Origin of the sequence: Chromatocurvus halotolerans, assembly GCF_004340525.1 — a bacterium.
GTDB classification, from domain to species: Bacteria; Pseudomonadota; Gammaproteobacteria; order Pseudomonadales; family Halieaceae; genus Chromatocurvus; species Chromatocurvus halotolerans.
Genome location: NZ_SLWX01000007.1, coordinates 135,895 through 150,510, shown reverse-complemented (window position 1 = coordinate 150,510; position 14,616 = coordinate 135,895). Strand labels below are relative to the sequence as shown.

Genomic DNA, 14,616 nt, shown 5'->3' with positions numbered 1-14,616 from the left:
GCTGCGGGTTCCGCTTACAATGTCGCGCCTCATCGCCGCACCGCAGTCAGCCATCAATGTTCAAGCAGCCGATCGAATCAACCCCCTGGCCGGAGACACCCGCCACAAGAACCTCTGCGGGGCCATTCCCCGGCAGCGCAAGCAGCGCCTGTATTGCCGAGCTGGCCGACGCTGACAGACTGCTGGTGGTCATCACGCAGGATATGCAGACCGCGCTGGAAATCGAGCGCGAACTGCCCTTCTACGCCGGCGGGGATACCGAGATTCTGGCGCTGCCGGATTGGGAAACCCTGCCCTACGACAACTTTTCACCGCACCAGGATATTGTGTCGGAACGCCTGCATACCCTGTTCCGACTGCCGACGATTCGCCGCGGCGTGCTGGTCGTTCCGATGCCGACCCTGATGCATCGCCTGCCGCCCCGGGAATATGTGGTCGGCTCCAGCCTGGTTCTCGAAAGCGGTGACCCGTTCAACATGGCGACCTTCCGACGCTCCCTGGAACAGGGAGGCTATCGCAGTGTCGATACCGTTTATGAGCACGGCGAATTTGCCGTTCGCGGCGCGGTAATGGACGTTTTTCCCATGGGCAGCGATCTGCCCTACCGCATCGACCTGCTCGACGATGATATCGACACACTGCGCACCTTCGATCCGGAGACCCAGCTCACCGTGGACCGGACAGAGGCCATCAGGCTGCTGCCGGCCCGGGAATTTCCACTGAACGCCGAGGCAATACGCAAGTTTCAGCAGAACTGGTTCCGGGTTTTTGACACCGACCCCGACAGGAGTCCCGTTTTCAGCGAAGTCAGTGCCGGGCGCGCACCGGGCGGCTGCGAGTACTATCTGCCGCTGTTCTTCGACGCCTGTGCCACGCTGTTCGACTATCTGCCTGACAACGCCGCGATTATCACAGTAGGTGACCATCACCGCGCCGCGACACACTTCTGGGACGACGTCACCACGCGTTACGAGGAATACAGCATTGATCCCCGGCGCCCACTGCTGCCACCGGCACACGGATTTGTGCCCGTGGAGGAGCTTTACGCTGCCCTGAAAACCCGGTCGGTACTTGAGATGAGGCTGCACAGCGATGCGCCCGTGCACGTCGAGGTAAATGCCCTGCCTCCCCCGGAGCTGGCAGCAGACATCGGCAGCGCCGACCTCGCGACGCGATTGCGATCACTGCTCGACGGGCATCGCGGTCGTGTACTGCTTTGCGCGGAAACGGCCGGGCGGCGTGAGGTCCTGCTCGAGTCGCTGGCTGCCGCGAAACACACACCGGAATCCGTGGTTGACTGGAAAGCCTTCATGTCCGGCGATATGGAATTTGCCATCGCCGTCGCCCCCCTGGACCGTGGCCTTTATTGCGGCAGCGACGCCCCGACGCTGGTTTGCGAGTCGCAGCTGTTCGGCTCGCGGATAGCCCAGCGACGCCGGCGCAGGCGTGCCGAGCAGACCGATCCCGAAGCGGTGTTCCGGGATCTGACGGAACTGCGTGAGGGCACACCCGTGGTTCATCTGGAGCACGGCGTTGGCCGCTATGTCGGCCTGCAGCACCTGGAGACCGGCGATGAGGCCGGTGAATTCCTGACGCTGGAGTATGCGGAAGGGTCGCGCCTGTATGTGCCGGTCGCATCGCTGCACCTGATCAGCCGCTATGCCGGCAGCGACCCGGATTTGGCACCACTGCACCGCCTGGGCTCGGAGCAGTGGACAAAAGCGCGCCGCAAGGCCACGGAAAAGGCCTCGGATGTCGCGGCGCAGCTGCTGGAGGTATATGCACGACGGGAGTCACGGCCCGGATTCACGTTTGAGGTACCGGAGACGGACTACGAGCGCTTTGCCGCTGCCTTCCCGTTTGAAGAGACGCCGGATCAGGAGGCTGCCATTGAGGCCGTGAAGCGAGACATGACCAGTCCCGGCGTGATGGACCGGCTGGTCTGTGGTGATGTCGGCTTTGGCAAGACGGAAGTCGCCATGCGCGCCGCGTTCCTTGCCGCATCCAATCAGAAACAGGTGGCAATTCTGGTCCCCACTACCCTGCTGGCCCAGCAACACTACAGCTCGTTTGCCGATCGATTCGCGGATTGGCCCGTGCGGGTTGAAGTCATTTCGCGGTTTCGCAGCAACGCGGATCTGCGCCAGATCGGTGATCGCGTGGCGCGGGGTGAGGTGGACATTCTGGTCGGAACGCACAAACTGCTGCAGAGCGATTTCCGTTTCAGCGATCTCGGCCTGCTCATTATCGACGAGGAGCACCGTTTTGGTGTCAAGCAGAAGGAGGCCATCAAGGCCCTGAGAGCGGAGGTGGACATCCTCACGCTTACCGCCACGCCCATCCCGAGGACGCTGAACATGGCACTCGGCGGTATGCGCGACCTGTCCATCATCGCGACACCACCGGCACGTCGCCTGTCCATCAAGACCTTTGTGCGGGAGCACAGCATTGCGCTGGTAAAAGAAGCCGTCTTGCGCGAAACCCTGCGCGGCGGCCAGGTTTTCTATCTGCACAACGAAGTCAAGACCATCGAGGAAAGCGCTCGCAAGCTGCGACAGCTGCTGCCGGACCTGTCGGTCGCCGTCGCGCACGGCCAGATGCGTGAGATAGAGCTCGAACGGGTCATGGCGGACTTCTACCACAAGCGGCATCACGTCCTGCTGTGCACCACCATCATCGAAACCGGCATTGATATCCCCAACGCAAATACCATCATCATCGAACGCGCAGACCGCTTCGGTCTTGCCCAGCTGCATCAGCTACGCGGCCGCGTGGGACGATCTCACCACCAGGCCTATGCCTATCTGCTGAGTCCGCCGCGTTCAGCGGTCACCGCGGATGCGGCAAAGCGGCTGGAGGCCATTGAGGCAGCGGGCGACCTCGGTGCCGGCTATCAGCTGGCAACGCATGACCTTGAAATCCGTGGCGCCGGTGAACTTCTTGGAGACGACCAGAGTGGGCAGATCCAGAGTGTCGGCTTCAGCATGTACATGGAAATGTTGCAGCGCGCGGTCGCGTCACTTCGTCGCGGCGAGATCCCCGACCTTGATGCACCGCTGGAGACGCGTGCCGACGTCAACCTGCACGTGCCGGCATTGATCCCTGAGAGCTACCTGCCCGATACCAACACGCGGCTCATCCTCTACAAGCGGATCGCCGCAGCGGAGGACGACGCCGGGCTGCGCAAACTGCAGGTCGAGATGATCGACCGCTTCGGCCTGCTCCCGGAGCCCGTCGGCAATCTGTTTGCCATCGCCCGGCTGCGAAACCGGGCGCAGAACCTGGGTATCGCGGGCATTGAGCTTGGCGCAGAGGGTGGTACCATCGATTTTCGGGACTCGACGTCCGTCAACCCCATGGCGCTGGTAACGCTCGTGCAATCCGAGCCCGCAACCTATCAGCTGGCGGGCGCTACGCGGCTGCGCTGTCGCAAGACTCTGGCAGAAGGTAAAGAGCGCATGGATTTTTCGCACGAGCTGCTGGACAAGCTGGCCGAGGGGTCGGCTGAAAATGCCGCCTGATCGCCTGTCGTCGACTGCAGGGCCGCGTTTCAGCCTGGCACTGGCCCTGGCCGCAGCTGCCCCGCTCTTTGCCGGTCCTGCATCAGCGCAGACATCGCCATCCGGCCAGGGCGACCCCTGGTATCGCATCGAAATCCTGGTATTCCGGCAACCGGGCAGTTCTGGCTTTGCTGCCGAGGCATGGGCGCCGGAGCCGACTCTCAATTATCCCTCGAGGTACCGGCACCTGATAGATCGCGATCTGGCGGATGCCCGCCAGCAGCGCTTTCCGGGAAGCCGCAGCCACATTGACGCTCTGGGCATGCAGAACCTGCTGCTCGTGGAGCCCCGCAGCCGATCGGTTCCCGAACTGGAGACGCTTGCCGATCCACTGCCCCTGGGCGAGGACATACCCGTCGCGGCAACTGTGGCGACGGGTGCAGAGGCCCCTGAGGTCGAGACAGCGGGCGCCGGCACGCTCGCGGTCGATACTCCGGCGGTCGACGCGCCGGTCGCTCTTGACGATCCGGACCTGCTGCCGGACGGCCCGCTACCCATTGACCCGCCCCGCGCCGATGCGCGGCTGGATCTGGATGATCCCGAGCTGCCGCTGCCGCCGCCCCCGGCATTCACCCTGCTTCCCGACGGCCTGAAAGAACTGAACCGCGATGCCGCACGGATGCGCTCCGCGGGCTACGACGTCCTCATGCACGCTGCGTGGGTGCAGCCTGTCGCCGCTGAGAGCGACTCACGGGCGATCATTCTCGACCGTTCCGGTGACCTGGACACCACCGCATGGCCCGCGCTTCAGGGCAGCGTGAGCATCCATCTGTCGCGCTATCTCCACATCAGTACCCGACTGTGGCTGAATACTCAGGGGGAGTATCTGCATCCCGACTGGCGTATGCCGCCACCACCACTCGCGCCCGCCTCTGTGCAGCTGACACTGCCAGGCCTCGATGACTGGTACGCGCGGCGGGTCGAGCACTTCGGCGGCGTGGACGTGGCGCGGCCCGACGGTCTGGTGGCCCCGCCAGCCCGGGTGCGGGTCGAGACTCCCGATGATGCAGCCCCTGCGATGGCAGATGAGCCGGACCCTGTCGACAGCGGCTATCCCTGGCGGCATGCCATACTGCTTGAGCAGAGTCGCCGCATGCGCGGTGGCGAACTCCACTACATTGACCACCCGGTGCTGGGAGTGCTGGTCAAGATGACACTGCTGGAAGGCGGGGACTGGCGGAAGACCTACCGCGAAACCCGCGACTGGCAATGGAATGACCGCCATAATGCGGTTATCGCGGGCGAGGGAGGCGTCACTGCCCCGAGAGGAAGCCCCCCCTGATCAACTCGCCGATGACGCGGGCGGAGGCCGCGGAAGACGCCCGCAGATGCTGCCTGATGCTGTCGAGGGTGATCGGTGCATCGCCGAGCCCGGCTGCGGTATTCACCACCATGCAGAGCGATGCATAGGCAAGGCCGGCTTCGCGCGCCAGTGCCGCCTCGGGCATGCCGGTCATGCCAACCACATCGCAGCCGTCACGCCTCAGCCGACGGACTTCCGCGGCGGTTTCCAGTCTTGGCCCCTGCGTGACCGCCATGACGGCACCATCAACCACGCCCTCGCCTGCTGACGCGAGCATTAACGCCTGTCTCAGCTCAGGCGAGTAGGGTTCGGTGAAGTCGATGTGCATCGGCGGCGCCTCTCCCCCCTCGTCAAAGGTGTGCGATCGACCCCAGGTGTAGTCGATGATCTGGTCCGGTAGCACCAGCATTCCCGGGCGCAATGATGCGTGTATGCCACCAACCGCGTTGAGGGCCACTACGTGGGTGATACCCCGCTGCTTCAGGGCCCAGAGGTTTGCCCGATAGTTGATCCGGTGTGGCGGCAGTGATCGCGGCTTGCCGTGGCGCTGCAGAAACACCACCTCCAGACCACAGAACTGACCGGTCTCGAGATCGGCAGAGACAGCGCCGAAAGGCGTCTCGACGCGCTCCACTGCGGTTACCGTGAGTCCGTCGAGCGCATCCACGCCAGTCCCGCCCAGAATCGCCAGCCGCGTCATCCAGGGTACCCCGCTTCTGATGAGCGCGCCGCGTTAGACCGATTGCCTCTTTTGACCCGCATTCTCCCGTTCCTTTTCATCTAAACCTCTCCCTAACATCTAGCATCGGGCTTAAGTGATCCACCCAAACGATTGATTGGAATGCCAATTCCTTTCATGCTTTTGCATGGCAGCCTGGTCCGTCCCCGTTGGGCGTGCACAGGCAGTGGCTGGACACGGGAGATCGAGGTGCTAGTGTCTAAGGACATACCGCACAGGGGAGAGCCCGTCATGGCAATGGAACGGCCGCTGATAGGCCGCTGGTACAAGGAGCTGGAAACCGGCGAACTTTTCGAGGTGGTTGCCTGGGACCATCGTGCCCAGACAGCCGAGGTGCAGTACGTCGATGGCGAGATTGCCGAGTACGACAGGGAAAGCTGGGCGGCACTCGCACTGGTGCCAGCCGCTGAACCTGAAGACTGGCGAAGCCCGTTTGAACTGAGCGACGAGGACGGTATCGATCCCGATCTGCCCTTCAATCCGCAGGACTGGAGCAATCCGGTCAACAGCATAGAACCTGACACCATGTGGGGAGTAGAGGATTTCTGACACAGCGCTGCAGGGACGCCGCCGTCCCTTGCACGAGCGTCGCAACTGTATATAATCACAGGTACTGTACAGATAAACAGGCCTGTCACATGATCAAGCTCACGCCGCGCCAGGAACAGGTTCTGGCAATCGTCAGGCAGCATATCGAAGACACGGGATATCCTCCCACGCGGGCCGATATCGCCAGACAGCTGGGTTTCAAGTCGGCCAATGCGGCGGAAGAACACCTCAAGGCTCTGGCACGCAAGGGTGCCATTGAAATGATCCCTGGCGCTTCCCGGGGCATTCGCCTGCCCGAGAATCGGGGGCTGCCGATAATCGGCCGCGTGGCAGCAGGTGCCCCGGTGCTCGCCGAGGCCAATATCGAGGACTACTGTGAACTGGCGGGCAGTTTCTTCCGGCCGGCAGCAGACTATTTTCTGCGTGTCACCGGCGATAGCATGATCAACGCCGGGATCCATGACGGTGACCTGCTTGCCGTGCACAGTACCCCGGAAGCCAGGAACGGTGACATTGTGGTAGCGCGTATTGACGATGAAGTTACCGTGAAACGACTGCAGAAAGGCAGGGCCAGACATCAGGTGCGACTGGAAGCGGAAAATCCGGATTACGCGCCTATCCACGTCGACCTGAGAGACACAGCTTTTGCGATTGAGGGCCTCAGCGTCGGCGTCGTCCGCCAGAGCATGGCTTAGGGGAGTATCTGCTGCGCTTAGTGCAGAATCCGGGGTGAGGCAATGGACTGCCCTGGCTCTTCTTCAATTTCAACCTCACCCTGGTCATTCAGCTCCGCCGTCGCCTCAATACCCGCCTGAATCATGGCCTTCGCCACCTCCAGACAGTTATCGAGAACATAGAGCCGGGATTCGTCGGAAAACTGTATGCGCAGTAGTGGCGATGACGCATCGTCGGCTCTTTGCAGAACCACCTCGCCATTCCCCAGATCAACAATTTCCAGCAAAGATGTCGTCACTCCAACTCCCCAACATTTGCATCCAGTGAGATGGTAACAGTGTGCGGCCGCAGGCGACAACCAGACCTCAGCACTCGTCCAGACTGTCGTTCATTCGCTCGAAAATAGACGCAAGTCGCTGGCTCCAGCCCTCTGCCTGTTCTGGTCCGGGCCAGTCCGGGCCACCAGAACTGGCCACCAGCGTATCCGGCCTCCTGGCGCCCTGAGATCCGGCGGAGCCAATGTCGGGCAGAGGGGCCAGCAGGGGCGCGAGCCAGCCTGCCTGCTCGAGCTGGCGAAACTCGTGTATCTCACCAGGGACGGACTTGCCGGCGCTCTGCGGCGGCAGGTCATCACAGCAGCGCGGCGTATCGCCGCCGGTTGTCGCTCCCGTGGGATCCAGCACGTGATTGAGGAAATGTCCATAAGCCAGAATCAGATGCTCACGCACACCCGGCGCGTACGCCTGGTCCAGCACGCGGGCGGGGACACGCTGCTCTTCACGGTCGCGCTGCCAGGCCCTGATGAGCAATCGCGCCAGATACAGATGCTGATTCGCGACCCCCCGACCCACTAACTGGCCTTTTTCTTCTTTTTGCGCGCCGGCGCTGGCTTGCCGCTACCCTCCGGCACCCATCTACCTTTCTGGTAGAAGGCCTTCCAGCCGGTCGCTTTACCGTCTTTCTCGGTCATGACGTACTGCTCTTTGGTCTTGCGGCTAAAACGGACCTGAGCCCGGTTCTTCGCGTCATCCACGGTAGGCGCACTGAACAGGAATGCGTACTTGGGGTCTATCTCATCCTTGTGTGGGAGCAGCTCATCCACGAACGGGGCGCGTGTCTCGCGGTTGCGGGGGAACTGGCTTGCCGCCAGAAACAGACCAGCCGCGCCGTCACGCAGCACATAGGTGTCATCCACCTTTTCGCAGGCGAGTTCCGGCATCGGGACGGGGTCCATTTTTGGCGGTGCGGGCTCACCGCTGCGCAGAAGCTTGCGCGTATTCTTGCAGTCCTCTGACGTGCAGCCGAAATATTTGCCGAAGCGCCCCGTCTTCAGCTGCATGGAGGCTCCACATTTGTCACAGTCAATGACCGGACCTTCATAACCCTTGATCTTGAACTTGCCGTGCTCGACCTCAAAACCCTCGCAATCGGGGTTGTTGCCACAGACGTGCAGCTTCCGTTTTTCATCAATGAGATAGCTGTCCATGGCGGCATTGCACAGCGGACAGCGATGCTTGCTGCGCAACAGCCGTGACTCTGCCTCGTCATCGGCATCCTCGCGGATGGCCTCGTCACCGGATACCAGGTTGATCGTGTTCTTGCAGCGCTCTTTCGGCGGCAGTGCATAACCGGAACAGCCGAGGAACACGCCGGTACTCGCGGTGCGGATCTGCATGGGCCGACCACACTTGCTGCAGGGGATATCTGTCATCGTGGGTTCGTTGGGCTGCATGCCTTCGGGTTCTGGCTGCTCTGCCTTCTCGAGCAGACCACTGAACTCCGCATAGAAATTGTCGAGAAGGTCGCGCCAGGCCAGCTTCCCGGTCGCGACATCGTCAAGATTCTCTTCCATGCTCGCCGTGAATCCATAATCGAGCAGCTCACTGAAGCTGCCCTGCAATCTCTCAGTGACGATGTCGCCCATTTTTTCCGCGTAGAAGCGCTTGTTCTCCAGGCGGACATACCCGCGGTCCTGGATGGTGGAAATAATCGACGCGTAGGTGGAAGGACGCCCGATACCGCGCTTCTCCAGCTCTCGCACGAGGCTGGCCTCCGCGTAGCGCGGGGTTGGCTTGGTGAAATGCTGTGTGGGTTCCAGCTTGACCAGTTCCAGAACATCGCCCTCTGCGACATCGGGGAGCACCGTGTCTTCGCCTTTGCGCCCTGCCGGTGGCAGCACCCGGGTATAGCCGTCAAACCGGATGATGCGGCCGCGAGCCGCCAGTTCGAATTCCTCTGCCGCCACGGTGATGGTGGTGGACGTGTATTCAGCGGACGGCATCTGGCTGGCCACAAACTGCCGCCAGATCAGCTCGTACAGGCGCTCGGCATCGCGCTCCATCCCGGAGAGACTGGCCTGCAGCGTATTGACGTCCGAGGGCCGGATGGCCTCGTGAGCCTCCTGTGCACCGTCCTTCGAGGCGTACACTTTCGGTGCTTCGGGCAGGTAACGGTCACCGAAGTTCTTGCTGATGTACTCGCGGCAGCTTGCAACGGCGTCCTTGCTCAGGTTGGTGGAATCTGTGCGCATGTAGGTAATGTAGCCTGCTTCGTACAGGCGCTGCGCCAGGGTCATGGTCTTCTTCACGCTGAAGCCCAGACGGGTGCTGGCGGACTGCTGCAGGGTCGAGGTAATAAAAGGCGCGGGCGCATTCGAGCGCGTGGGCTTGTCCTCGCGACTGGCTACGCGGTAGTCGGCGTCCGCCAGCCTGGCATGCGCGGCCATCGCCGTCTTTTCATCGCCGGGGCGGAACTTCTCGCCACGGTCCTTGCGGACTTCAAAGCGGGCGGATTCCAGGCCTTTGGCCTTGAGGTCCGCATGCAGCTCCCAGAATTCCTCCGGCACGAACGCGCGGATCTCGCGCTCGCGCTCGACGATAAGTTTCACGGCAACCGACTGTACCCGTCCCGCGGACAGACCCCGCGCAACTTTCGCCCACAGCAGGGGTGACACCATGTAGCCGACCACCCGATCGAGAAAGCGGCGCGCCTGCTGCGCGTTGACGCGATTGATGTCGAGCTCCGAGGGACGCGAAAACGCCTCCTTGATGGCGTTGCGGGTAATCTCGTTGAACACCACACGCTGGTAGCGGGAATCGTCACCACCGATAGCCTCTCGCAGATGCCAGGCAATCGCCTCGCCTTCACGGTCGAGGTCAGTGGCGAGGTAGACTGCATCGGCCTTGGCGGCCAGCTGCTTCAGTTCACTGACGACTTTTTCCTTGCCGGGCAGAATCTCGTAATGGGCTTCCCAGTTGTGTGCGGGGTCGATACCCATGCGACGCACCAACTGCTGCCGGGCTTTCTGCTTGCGGTGCTCGGCTTTTTTTTCCGGCGACATCTTGCGCGTGCGCGCCGCCTGGGCCGCACGCTCTTTGGGATCCGGTGTTCGGGAGCCTCCGCCCGAGGTGGGCAGATCGCGAATATGACCGACGCTGGACTTGACGATAAAATCCGGCCCCAGATACTTGTTGATCGTTTTCGCCTTGGCAGGCGACTCGACAATGACTAGTGATTTACCCATACAGGCTTAAGTCTTACCTCAGCAATGGCGGCGGATGTGAAATCCGGCGCAAAAAACGACTGGCATATATAAAGGGACGTTCCACGCGGGTCAAGGGAAAACCCGATCAGCCGTCCGCCAGATCCGACCGCCAGACCGTAACACAGCGGATGATCCGACCGACATCGCCGGTATCGCCGGTCTCCCGCCAGTAGATGCCACAGCTATTGTTATCCACACTTGCCGCCAGCACCGACGACGGCAGGTCCTCAAGGGCTGGCGGGAGTGGCAGCAGGCGCTGGGGACCGCCGCGCCAGGTATCATCCACCCGCCACCAGCTCTGTCGTCGTCGTCCCCGATCCGCCGCGGCAGCCAGTCGTGCGCCGTAGTACACGACCTGACGCTCGCTGCGACTCATGCGCTCGAGCCGCGGTCCATAGCCCGGCAGATCACGAAATTCCACGAACAGGCCGGCAAGCGCGGCCTCCTCACGCAGCGCGGCCTGACGCCGCTGGGTGCTGGTCGGCAGAAAATGCAGCAAGGGGGCGATTGCCAGTGCCACAACCACAGCGATAAAGACATACGTCCACATAGGCGATGACCCAGGTCAAGTGTTGTGTGAAAAAAGCGGCGGCGGCATTGCGACGGCCAACGCTTGTGATATAAAACAATGCAAAGCCACTCAGATACCGGAGCATTCATGGCCAACTATACAAAAATCCTGATGGCGGTTGATCTCACCGACGACTCGGCTGAAGTCGCAGAGCGTGCTCGGGCAATTGCCACCAACAACAGCGCGGAACTCCACATCATCCATGTCATTGAACCGCTCAGCTTCGCCTATGGCGGCGATATCCCGATGGATTTTTCCGGTATTCAGGATGAAATCCATCAGCAGGCCTCGCAGCAGCTGGAGAAATTTGCGACCGAACAGGGCGTTGCCGCAGACAGGCGGCATGTGGTCCTGGGTCGACCCGAGGTGGAAATCCACGCCCTGGCCGAGGAAATCGGTGCCGATCTCATCGTCGTGGGGAGCCACGGGCGCTACGGCCTGGCGCTCCTGATGGGCTCCACGGCCAATGGGGTGCTTCACGGGGCTACCTGTGACGTATTGGCAGTTCGCGTTGGCGTGTCCCGCTGATCACGCCAGGTGAGGCCATGGCGGCGTCTACAGGGCTTGCAGGCGCTGCCGCAACGCCGATTCGTCAAAGGGCCAGCTGAGCTCGGAACCATCGGCAAAGCGCACCACGGGTATCAGCCAGCCGTAACGATCAAACAGCGTATCGCTATCGCTGATATCAACGGTAGAATAGCTCGCCTCGGGGGTATCGAGCAAAACCCTGTCGAGCAAGGCAGATGCCTGTTCACACAGGTGGCAGGCCCCCGTACTGTATAGCATCATGTGCCCTTTCTTCGCAGTCTCCATGACGGATACTCCCGATTTCAATGACCCTGGCTCCTCCTGACAGCAAAGACTATGCCCAGCGCCGGGAGCAGTTTCGCCGCATGCTCACGGTATACGGTCGCAAACCCGCGTTGGAGGCCATGCGCGACGCCGATCTCGATTGTCGCATTCTGCACCTGGCCAGCAGCAACCGGGAAGACGGCCTGATCAGGGAGCTCCGCGCTCTGGCCTCGCAGCGCGGCATGGACGTGCGCGAGCATGAACGCGCAGCGCTGTCGCGCATATCCCGTAATGGCAAGCAGGACCAGGGCGTGGCGCTGGACGTGCTATGCCCCGGATTTCAATCCCTGGACACCTTTCTGGGCAGCCTGAAGCCCGATGGCCCAACCCGCCTGCTGGCCTTTGATGGCGTCACCAATCCACAGAATATGGGCATGTCGCTGCGCTCGGCACGGGGCGCGGGGGTGGATGGCGTTCTGTATGCCGACCACGGCAACCCGGCGCTCGGCCCGCTGGTCATCAAGGCCAGCGCTGGCACGGTCTACTCTGCTCCTCTCCTTCGCTGTGAGCGCATTGCGAGTGCCGCCGGCGCCTGTCTTGACGCCGGCTTCACGCTGTACACGCTGGAAGCAAACGCGGCGCGATCGCTGTTCACCACGGATTTCGCCGACCGCTCCCTGTTCGTTCTCGGCGGTGAAACCGAAGGCGTCTCCGCGGAAATCCGATCACTGGCCCACACGGCGCTGTCGATTCCCATGGCCGAAGGCGTGGAGTCGCTGAATGTTGCGGTGAGTGCCGCATTGGTAAGCTACGCCGGACTGCTGCGCCAGTCACCGTGACAGAAAGCCCATCGCATCCTCCAGCCCTTTCAGCGTCAGGGGATACATGTGGCCCTCCATCAACTGGTGCGTCATGCTGACGGACTGGGTAAACTCCCACTCCTCTTTCGGCACCGGGTTGATCCAGACCGTTTTTTCATAGGTCCGGCGCAGCCTGCGCAGCCAGACTTCCCCTGACTCATCGTTCCAGTGCTCCACAGAGCCACCGGGCTGCACGATTTCATAGGGTGACATGGCGGCATCGCCGACGATGATCACCTTGTAGTCGTGTCCGTACTTGTGAAGGATATCCATCACGGGCGTACGCTCGTTATGGCGTCTCACGTTGTTGCGCCACACGCTCTCATACAGAAAATTGTGGAAATAGAAATTTTCCATATGCTTGAACTCGGTGCGTGCCGCCGAGAACAGCTCCTCGCAGACGCGGACATGAGGGTCCATCGAGCCCCCCACGTCGAAAAACAGCAGGACCTTGACGGCGTTATGGCGCTCGGGAACCATCTTGATGTCGAGCAGCCCGGCATTGCGCGCCGTGGAATGAATGGTGTCATCCAGATCCAGCTCGTCTGCGGAGCCGGTACGGGCAAACTTGCGCAGGCGCCGCAGCGCCATCTTCACGTTGCGCGTGCCCAGCTCCACGGAATCATCGAGATTGCGGAAATCCCGACGATCCCAGACCTTCACGGCGCGGCGATTACCGCCATTGGGGCCGACGCGAATGCCTTCCGGATGATACCCCTGCTGCCCGAAAGGCGATGTGCCCCCGGTGCCGATCCATTTGTTGCCGCCTTCGTGCCGCTTTTCCTGCTCTTCAAGCCGTTTCCTGAACTCCTCGATCAGCTTCTCCAGGCCGCCGAGAGACTCGATTTTCGCCTTCTCTTCCTCGGACAGGTTCTTCAGGAACTCCGAACGCAGCCAGTCGTCAGGAATGAGCGCCTCGATCACGTCATCCAGTGCCTCCAGTTCCCTGAAATGCGCACCGAAGGCCTTGTCAAAACGATCGTAATACTTCTCGTCCTTCACCAGGCAGGTGCGACTGAAAAGGTAGAAGTCGTCCACGCTGCCCATCACCACATGCTGCTTGAGCCCCTCAAGCAGATCGAGCAGTTCTCGGGTGGTCACCGGGATACCGGCGTCGCGCAGACCATGGAAGAAATTGACCAGCATGACGCTTAACGCGACTCCCTGCGATGCATGAACGCGAGACGCTCGAGCAGATGCACGTCCTGCTCGTTTTTGAGCAGCGCCCCGTAAAGTGGCGGTATCGCCTTGCTCTGATCGCGTTCCCGCAGGATTTCATCGGGTATATCGTCAGCCATCAGGAGTTTCAGCCAGTCAATCAGCTCCGAGGTCGAGGGCTTCTTCTTCAGGCCCGGCACCGAGCGCAGGTCGAAGAAGATCTCCATGGCCTCCTGCACCAGCGACTGCGCGATACCCGGATAGTGCACGTCGATGATCTGACGCATGGTGTCGCGATCGGGGAAGTTAATGAAATGAAAGAAGCAGCGGCGAAGAAACGCATCGGGCAGCTCCTTTTCGTTGTTGCTGGTGATGATGATAATGGGCCGGTGCACAGCGCGCACGGTTTCTCCCGTCTCATAAACAAAGAATTCCATCCGATCCAGCTCAACCAGCAGGTCATTCGGGAACTCGATGTCGGCCTTGTCGATCTCGTCGATAAGTAGCACGACCTGCTCTTCCGCCGCGAAGGCGTCCCACAGCTTGCCGCGCTTGATGTAGTTACCGATGTCATACACCTTCTCGTCGCCGAGCTGTGAATCGCGCAGGCGCGAGACGGCGTCATATTCGTACAGGCCCTGCTGCGCCTTGGTGGTCGACTTGATGTGCCACTGTATGAGCGGCTTGCCGAGACCCTCGGCCACTTCTTCCGCCAGCATGGTCTTGCCCGTGCCCGGCTCACCCTTGATAAGCAGAGGTCGCTGCAGGTTGACAGCAGCGTCGACGGCCATGCGCAGGTCGTCGGTGGCAACGTAGTTCCTGGTTCCGGTGAATTTCATGATAGCTGTATGCCCGAGATAAAAAG

At 61.5% G+C, this 14,616-nt stretch carries 14 protein-coding genes; 6 read left to right on the top strand and 8 right to left on the bottom strand.

The annotated features are described in order from the left end of the window. Nucleotides 1-56 precede the first annotated feature (56 nt). Nucleotides 57-3,521: a transcription-repair coupling factor gene (gene mfd, locus EV688_RS10040; protein WP_117317793.1), complete on the top strand. Its 3,465-nt coding sequence runs from the start codon at nt 57-59 to the stop codon at nt 3,519-3,521. Then, on the top strand, nt 3,511-4,842 hold the full coding sequence (locus EV688_RS10035; protein WP_117317791.1) for a CsiV family protein: 1,332 nt from the start codon (nt 3,511-3,513) through the stop codon (nt 4,840-4,842). The genes mfd and EV688_RS10035 overlap by 11 nt, the downstream gene beginning before the upstream one ends. On the opposite strand, the gene EV688_RS10030 is transcribed toward EV688_RS10035, so the two are convergent. Next, on the bottom strand, nt 4,814-5,563 hold the full coding sequence (locus EV688_RS10030; RefSeq protein ID WP_117317789.1) for an S-methyl-5'-thioinosine phosphorylase: 750 nt from the start codon (nt 5,561-5,563) through the stop codon (nt 4,814-4,816). The genes EV688_RS10035 and EV688_RS10030 overlap by 29 nt on opposite strands. A 270-nt stretch (nt 5,564-5,833) precedes the next feature. Between EV688_RS10030 and EV688_RS10025 the strand changes: the two genes are divergently transcribed. Continuing rightward, nucleotides 5,834-6,151: a DUF6763 family protein gene (locus EV688_RS10025; protein WP_117317787.1), complete on the top strand. Its 318-nt coding sequence runs from the start codon at nt 5,834-5,836 to the stop codon at nt 6,149-6,151. A gap of 89 nt (nt 6,152-6,240) precedes the next feature. Then, nucleotides 6,241-6,846, top strand: coding sequence for a transcriptional repressor LexA (gene lexA, locus EV688_RS10020; RefSeq protein WP_117317785.1), 606 nt, complete (start codon nt 6,241-6,243; stop codon nt 6,844-6,846). A gap of 17 nt (nt 6,847-6,863) precedes the next feature. Here the strand turns inward: lexA and EV688_RS10015 are convergent, their stop codons facing one another. From EV688_RS10015 to EV688_RS10000, 4 genes are all read right to left on the bottom strand, one after another. Further along, nucleotides 6,864-7,124, bottom strand: a complete 261-nt coding sequence (locus EV688_RS10015; protein WP_117317783.1) for a hypothetical protein — start codon at nt 7,122-7,124, stop codon at nt 6,864-6,866. 67 nt (nt 7,125-7,191) lie between these two features. Further along, nucleotides 7,192-7,677 (bottom strand): DUF6586 family protein, encoded by a 486-nt coding sequence (locus tag EV688_RS10010; protein WP_117317781.1) that lies wholly within the window; start codon nt 7,675-7,677, stop codon nt 7,192-7,194. Beyond that, nucleotides 7,677-10,349: a type I DNA topoisomerase gene (topA, locus tag EV688_RS10005; protein WP_117317779.1), complete on the bottom strand. Its 2,673-nt coding sequence runs from the start codon at nt 10,347-10,349 to the stop codon at nt 7,677-7,679. The genes EV688_RS10010 and topA overlap by 1 nt, the downstream gene beginning before the upstream one ends. Nucleotides 10,350-10,455: 106 nt before the next feature. After that, nucleotides 10,456-10,920 carry a hypothetical protein gene (locus EV688_RS10000; RefSeq protein WP_117317777.1) on the bottom strand — a complete coding sequence of 155 codons (465 nt, stop codon included), beginning with the start codon at nt 10,918-10,920 and terminating at the stop codon, nt 10,456-10,458. A 108-nt stretch (nt 10,921-11,028) separates the two neighbouring features. Here EV688_RS10000 and EV688_RS09995 point away from each other — a divergent pair, with 108 nt between their 5' ends. After that, on the top strand, nt 11,029-11,469 hold the full coding sequence (locus tag EV688_RS09995; protein ID WP_117317776.1) for a universal stress protein: 441 nt from the start codon (nt 11,029-11,031) through the stop codon (nt 11,467-11,469). A gap of 27 nt (nt 11,470-11,496) precedes the next feature. Here EV688_RS09995 and EV688_RS09990 read toward each other — a convergent pair whose 3' ends face one another. Further along, nucleotides 11,497-11,730 carry a glutaredoxin family protein gene (locus EV688_RS09990; protein WP_162883903.1) on the bottom strand — a complete coding sequence of 78 codons (234 nt, stop codon included), beginning with the start codon at nt 11,728-11,730 and terminating at the stop codon, nt 11,497-11,499. A 44-nt stretch (nt 11,731-11,774) separates the two neighbouring features. Here EV688_RS09990 and EV688_RS09985 point away from each other — a divergent pair, with 44 nt between their 5' ends. Then, nucleotides 11,775-12,572 (top strand): TrmH family RNA methyltransferase, encoded by a 798-nt coding sequence (locus EV688_RS09985; protein ID WP_117317773.1) that lies wholly within the window; start codon nt 11,775-11,777, stop codon nt 12,570-12,572. On the opposite strand, the gene EV688_RS09980 is transcribed toward EV688_RS09985, so the two are convergent. Together EV688_RS09980 and EV688_RS09975 are read right to left on the bottom strand one after the other, a co-directional pair. Next, nucleotides 12,564-13,739, bottom strand: a complete 1,176-nt coding sequence (locus EV688_RS09980) for a vWA domain-containing protein (RefSeq protein ID WP_117317771.1) — start codon at nt 13,737-13,739, stop codon at nt 12,564-12,566. The genes EV688_RS09985 and EV688_RS09980 overlap by 9 nt on opposite strands. A 5-nt stretch (nt 13,740-13,744) precedes the next feature. Next, the gene (locus tag EV688_RS09975; RefSeq protein WP_117317770.1) at nt 13,745-14,590 is read right to left on the bottom strand and encodes an AAA family ATPase; all 846 of its coding nucleotides are present in this window, start codon (nt 14,588-14,590) and stop codon (nt 13,745-13,747) included. Nucleotides 14,591-14,616 lie beyond the last annotated feature (26 nt).

Excerpts from the sequence above, each read along its gene's own strand:
- mfd (WP_117317793.1), top strand. The coding sequence starts at position 57 with ATGTTCAAGCAGCCGATCGAATCAACCCCCTGGCCGGAGACACCCGCC.
- EV688_RS10035 (WP_117317791.1), top strand. The coding sequence starts at position 3,511 with ATGCCGCCTGATCGCCTGTCGTCGACTGCAGGGCCGCGTTTCAGCCTG.
- EV688_RS10030 (WP_117317789.1), bottom strand. The coding sequence starts at position 5,563 with ATGACGCGGCTGGCGATTCTGGGCGGGACTGGCGTGGATGCGCTCGAC.
- EV688_RS10025 (WP_117317787.1), top strand. The coding sequence starts at position 5,834 with ATGGCAATGGAACGGCCGCTGATAGGCCGCTGGTACAAGGAGCTGGAA.
- lexA (WP_117317785.1), top strand. The coding sequence starts at position 6,241 with ATGATCAAGCTCACGCCGCGCCAGGAACAGGTTCTGGCAATCGTCAGG.
- topA (WP_117317779.1), bottom strand. The coding sequence starts at position 10,349 with ATGGGTAAATCACTAGTCATTGTCGAGTCGCCTGCCAAGGCGAAAACG.
- EV688_RS10000 (WP_117317777.1), bottom strand. The coding sequence starts at position 10,920 with ATGTGGACGTATGTCTTTATCGCTGTGGTTGTGGCACTGGCAATCGCC.
- EV688_RS09995 (WP_117317776.1), top strand. The coding sequence starts at position 11,029 with ATGGCCAACTATACAAAAATCCTGATGGCGGTTGATCTCACCGACGAC.
- EV688_RS09990 (WP_162883903.1), bottom strand. The coding sequence starts at position 11,730 with ATGATGCTATACAGTACGGGGGCCTGCCACCTGTGTGAACAGGCATCT.
- EV688_RS09985 (WP_117317773.1), top strand. The coding sequence starts at position 11,775 with ATGACCCTGGCTCCTCCTGACAGCAAAGACTATGCCCAGCGCCGGGAG.
- EV688_RS09980 (WP_117317771.1), bottom strand. The coding sequence starts at position 13,739 with ATGCTGGTCAATTTCTTCCATGGTCTGCGCGACGCCGGTATCCCGGTG.
- EV688_RS09975 (WP_117317770.1), bottom strand. The coding sequence starts at position 14,590 with ATGAAATTCACCGGAACCAGGAACTACGTTGCCACCGACGACCTGCGC.